This is a genomic window from Halomicrobium urmianum (assembly GCF_020217425.1).
Lineage (GTDB): Archaea > Halobacteriota > Halobacteria > Halobacteriales > Haloarculaceae > Halomicrobium > Halomicrobium urmianum.
Genome location: NZ_CP084094.1, coordinates 1 through 4,491 on the forward strand (window position 1 = coordinate 1; position 4,491 = coordinate 4,491).

Consider the following 4,491-nt stretch of genomic DNA (forward strand, 5'->3'; position numbering starts at 1 on the left):
TGACGTATCCATTTCCGAATACGGTCGACTACGAACTGAATACAGCCGATTACGAACCGAACATAGATGTATTCTTTTTTAAATACGGATGTATTACGTGGTGTTGCGATCTGAACACGATGTCTCGCAAATCGATTACAGTACGAATACGAGAGGATCTAATCGACAGACTGGACGAGGAAGCAGACGAGCGGGACGTAAGTCGATCCGAATACATCCGTGGTATCCTCGAAGATCGACATAGGGCCGAGGAGTTAGCAGAGAGGGTGGAGAGGCTTGAGGAGCGACTGGAAGAGCGTGAGGACCGCATAGCGACGTTAGAAGAGCAACTGGCGCGACGGAGCAACATCGAGGAGAAGATCGACACACTGGCGAAGCAGGAGCAGCATGAGGAAGCGCCCTTTTTCATCAAGTGGTATCGGTGGTGGAAACGCCAGTAATTATGCCTGGCTCGGTTAGCCAATACTCATGGATCAGCCGAGCAGTTGGGAGCTATTTCAGAGTGTATTGATTGGCTCTGTAGCTGGTATAATTGCCTCTGGTGTTGTGAACAGAGGGATTCTTTACGTGGCTGTAAATTCTTTCATTTTATGGGTGCTCCTCATAATACTACTTAACGGTGGGAAGGTCCTCTTCGAGAAGATCGAGAACTACAGAGACGATGAAGAGGAGGAAGAAGATCGACCGTATGAAGACGTGAATTATGCGGCTTGAGGCAGTACGGAGATTTTGGGACCCAAACCCTCCGTGGGGTGTTTCCATATATGCGTGAGATAGCGCCATTCACGTGGAGAGGGCTAACCCACCACCATGCCGTGAGCCACGGAGTCCCTTCCCGAGCTTATCTTCATACCATGGGGTAGAGTACCATGCTAACTCGTCGAAACCAATTGGATAGTTAACAACTCCAAGGTTGTTTTCCTCAGGAAATCATATGAAATCTTATTTGTCGGGTTGATTTCACGCTTCTATATATTGGTCAGAAGCCTCAGACGTCAGCGTTACGGGCTGACAGAGTGGATTCGGCAGTCTAACATCACGCACCCAGATAACTGCTGCTATCCGTGAGAGTAGTGTTAGACGACTCGCAGCGGAGTGAGATATAACTGGAAGTAATCACTATCCATTCAGATAATGGGGCATTAAATTAAGAAATACTACCGTGATGGGCAGATCGCAGAGAAATTTCCAATTGAGCTACTTTCGAGATTCCGTGATCTCCCCTAATCCAGATTTGCCCATATTAGTGTCCCACAGCCTCGCAGTTACATTCTTTTTCACCCCAAGTGTGATATATCGTCTTGAAACAGAAATCGATTCTGAGCCAATCTGAGGCGATTCAGGCACAAGGGCATAATGTCATTCAGGGAGATGAATTAGGCCGCGATTCCCGTTACGCGCAAGCGCGAGGCAGAGGGCATTAGCCCGGCCCCAATCTCCGTGATACTCGCTCCATGCCCATTGTATTCCGCTGCGACAGGGGCATGTAGATCTCGACATGGAGATGAAGCACTACATGCTGTTGTTGTATTAACGCGCGAAGAACCGCGCTAATCGCTATTTTGCCGATTTCAGATATCTATGTCGCTCTGTCTACTTTTTACACCCTTTTCACGCGCAAAACAAGGCCGTTTCGATACATCATTGAATATTTCGCAAAAAAGTGCTTTTTTCGTAATCAGTCCCGCGTCATTCCCATGAGGGATTTCACCCCAATTAGTGCGAAATTATCGCGCAATTGAGTCTGTACTCGCCAGCGGAGTGGGACAGTTGAGCCACATTCCGCTAAATCCGATTCCGCTGATTTGGGGCAGTAGAGGCGCTGACTAATTCGTGATTACACTACAAGTAAGTGAGGTAGCACAGAGGTCACACAATGATTGCTGATAACGAACTACGCGACATTGGCATTGAGCGAGGTTGGTACGAGGATCGTGGTGAGGTCGACGTCGAGTACGTCGTGAATCGCTTGGCCATTGAGGAGCAGCGGTCTAACCTCAGTACTGAGCGGCACGACGAAATTGCCCGAAAGCAGGCAAACCGTGGTGAGGGGCTATGACTCGGCGTGAGAAGAATATCCGAGTCAATGAATCGGACCTTAGTGCGCTGAAAGCCGCCCGCGACAAGATCGACGCGAGTCTTGCACTGGGATACGTCGCTCGTCTTGGCGCACAACAGCTGCTAAACGAAGAGTCGGACGACAGTGAGGTCAGCTTTTGAGATGTCCGATTCCTACCGCATGACGGGGATCTACATCGACAGTGCGGCACTCACCCGAGTGATGGAAATCGCACGCGAGGTCGATATTTATGATTCTCGACGCGAAGCGAGTGACGACAGTTACGAAGAAATCACTCATTTTCTTTGCGACTATTTTGAGAGGAAAGAAGAATGACGGAGAGTGAAACTTTCGAGGTAGACGAAACGGTCGTGCGGCCCGCTGGCGGCCATGAGGACGACAGTGAGGGCGATAGCGAGGACGACAGTGAGCCTCGAACGTTCGAGCGGGGGTATGCCGCATGAAGATCCAGAAGACCACCTTCACTCCCGATGTTGGCATGGTCGTAGAGGCTCCCGAGCAGATCGGGCGCAAGTCCGTGCAGCGGTATGGGGGCGGCAATGGTGCTGTCGGCCATGTTGCGGCCACCATCGTGGGGAAGGGCGAAACGACCAAGTGGGTCGTTCTCCGCCTCGACGATGATGAGGGCGAGATTCCAGAGGGCAGCGAAGTGCTTGGTGTCGATATCGCCAAGGACGAACTATGGTACATGGTGCCATATGGTGCCTATGGGGGTGGACGATGATCGATGGAACGACCCTCACGGAGGCTCGCCAGCGGGATGGGGAAGCTGCCGAAGATCGTCCCGAAGAGGTTGATCGGGTAGTCACCCCGAAGGAGAGGGTCGGATACGAGCATGAACTACCGCTGCTCGACAGAGAGTACAGCGAGTACCCTGGGGGTCAGGAGTTACTTCAACCCGATGCGGAGGGTATCCTTCGGAATCTGAAGGAGCATCCCCGTGTTACCTCTACGGAGGACTGCGCTGACGAGCTTGGCACCACCGTAGAAATGGTGGAGAAGGCGGCCGAGTTGCACGGGATTGACCTTCCCGAGGGTGGGGGTTTCGACGTGAGCATCGACCGCTCGCGCATCGATACGCTCCTGGGCGATGAATGGCCCGAGGACATGCGAAGCAGTGACAATCAGATTACTGTCTCCGCTCTGTATCTGAAGGGACTCTCGCTCTTTGAGATTGCGACTGTGTTAGAGGATGACGGGGAGCGCAACGTTCGTGAAGAGGAGTTGAAGCAGATCCTCATCGACGCAGGACTCCTCGAAGGACTCTCATCGGACGAACGGGAGTTTCAGAGGCGTCAGAATCGGGGCGAGATTAACCAACCGCGCTACGAGGGTGGGATTACCATCGACGCCACGGACCTGTAGCGGGGGTAGAAGTGTCACCACAGCAAGAGTGAGAATCACACCTTGTGTGATTCGGGGAAATGGTGCAAAACCATGTGAAGGGTGTCTAGCAACACTCTTCTACTACTGTAGCGGGAGGGGTTTGCCTGTGGTTGCGACTGAAGAAGAGGAAAACAGTGCCGTGGTGTGTGATGGACCTGTTAGAGGTCTAACCCTCTCGGGGTAGATCTCGGCCGCTCTATCACGCTCCCGCTGCTCCTCCAATCACGGACACTGTGAGCGAGTCTTCGTCCATGGTGCGGATTTCCTGAATCCGCTCAACAAGGTCGTTCGAGAAGCATACTCGTCGCTCACCACGCTTCTTGACGACCTGTACTTCCCCTCTTCCGAATCTCTCTAAGAAGTCTATTACACGGTCTACAGTCTCCGTATGAGGAGAGGACCCCTCCCGAGCCTTCAGCACTTTCCTGATTTCTGAGGACTTGATTGCCCTTCCCGCAGGGACCTTGCGGGTGTAGTCTTCGACGTCCAGAGCGATGAACCGCGCCCGCTCTTGGTTGGCAGTCAGCTGCTCTTCAGCAGTGTGTTCAGGCAGTGCGACAATCTCCTCCAGCGGCGTCTCTACAGTGTCGTGGAGCGTATCTTCGCCGCTTCCACCCATGGGGTCGGACGTATCTTCTTGCCCCTCTTCCAGCGCTGAGAGGCGCTGACAGATGTCGGCACGCTCCTGAGCACTGTGCTGGCTCCGCTCCTTCACATCCTCCTGAAGATCCTCGACGCGATCCTCCAGGTCGTCGACGCGATCCTGAAGTCTCTGCTTCTCTTCGCGGAGTTGCTGATTCTCTTGTAGGAGCTTCGGGACAATCTCGACAAGAGCGTCTACCTTCTCCTCAGTGCTACTGTCGCCATCAAGGGATAGATTGAAATCCCTTTGCGTGTTAGTTACCATTGGTATTGGTCGGTTCTTTGAGGGTGCTGGTAACACCCTCACCCGCGGTTTTACACGGGATAGTTGCTACTGTATCCCAGATCCCCTTCAAACTACTGGGAAGCGTTAGCTGTCTGTC

At 52.8% G+C, this 4,491-nt stretch carries 6 protein-coding genes; 5 read left to right on the top strand and 1 reads right to left on the bottom strand.

The window, feature by feature from the left end:
• Positions 1-119: 119 nt before the first annotated feature.
• The 5 genes from LCY71_RS21330 (at position 120) to LCY71_RS21350 (ending at position 3,445) form a co-directional block, all read left to right on the top strand.
• Positions 120-440, top strand: coding sequence for a ribbon-helix-helix domain-containing protein (locus tag LCY71_RS21330; protein ID WP_225336652.1), 321 nt, complete (start codon positions 120-122; stop codon positions 438-440).
• 28 nt (positions 441-468) lie between these two features.
• Positions 469-714, top strand: coding sequence for a hypothetical protein (locus LCY71_RS21335; protein ID WP_225336653.1), 246 nt, complete (start codon positions 469-471; stop codon positions 712-714).
• Between the two features lie 1,507 nt (positions 715-2,221).
• Entirely contained in the window at positions 2,222-2,395 is a 174-nt protein-coding gene (locus tag LCY71_RS21340; RefSeq protein WP_225336654.1) for a hypothetical protein, read from the top strand.
• A 124-nt stretch (positions 2,396-2,519) separates the two neighbouring features.
• On the top strand, positions 2,520-2,804 hold the full coding sequence (locus LCY71_RS21345; RefSeq protein ID WP_225336649.1) for a hypothetical protein: 285 nt from the start codon (positions 2,520-2,522) through the stop codon (positions 2,802-2,804).
• Complete coding sequence (locus LCY71_RS21350; RefSeq protein ID WP_225336650.1) at positions 2,801-3,445, top strand: hypothetical protein; 645 nt, start codon at positions 2,801-2,803, stop codon at positions 3,443-3,445. The genes LCY71_RS21345 and LCY71_RS21350 overlap by 4 nt, the downstream gene beginning before the upstream one ends.
• A gap of 220 nt (positions 3,446-3,665) precedes the next feature.
• On the opposite strand, the gene LCY71_RS21355 is transcribed toward LCY71_RS21350, so the two are convergent.
• The gene (locus tag LCY71_RS21355; RefSeq protein WP_225336651.1) at positions 3,666-4,373 is read right to left on the bottom strand and encodes a hypothetical protein; all 708 of its coding nucleotides are present in this window, start codon (positions 4,371-4,373) and stop codon (positions 3,666-3,668) included.
• Between the last annotated feature and the right edge of the window lie 118 nt (positions 4,374-4,491).

What these genes read in the sequence shown, in the direction of transcription:
- LCY71_RS21340 (WP_225336654.1), top strand. Translation starts at nt 2,222, where the DNA reads ATGTCCGATTCCTACCGCATGACGGGGATCTACATCGACAGTGCGGCA.
- LCY71_RS21355 (WP_225336651.1), bottom strand. Translation starts at nt 4,373, where the DNA reads ATGGTAACTAACACGCAAAGGGATTTCAATCTATCCCTTGATGGCGAC.
- LCY71_RS21330 (WP_225336652.1), top strand. Translation starts at nt 120, where the DNA reads ATGTCTCGCAAATCGATTACAGTACGAATACGAGAGGATCTAATCGAC.
- LCY71_RS21335 (WP_225336653.1), top strand. Translation starts at nt 469, where the DNA reads ATGGATCAGCCGAGCAGTTGGGAGCTATTTCAGAGTGTATTGATTGGC.
- LCY71_RS21350 (WP_225336650.1), top strand. Translation starts at nt 2,801, where the DNA reads ATGATCGATGGAACGACCCTCACGGAGGCTCGCCAGCGGGATGGGGAA.
- LCY71_RS21345 (WP_225336649.1), top strand. Translation starts at nt 2,520, where the DNA reads ATGAAGATCCAGAAGACCACCTTCACTCCCGATGTTGGCATGGTCGTA.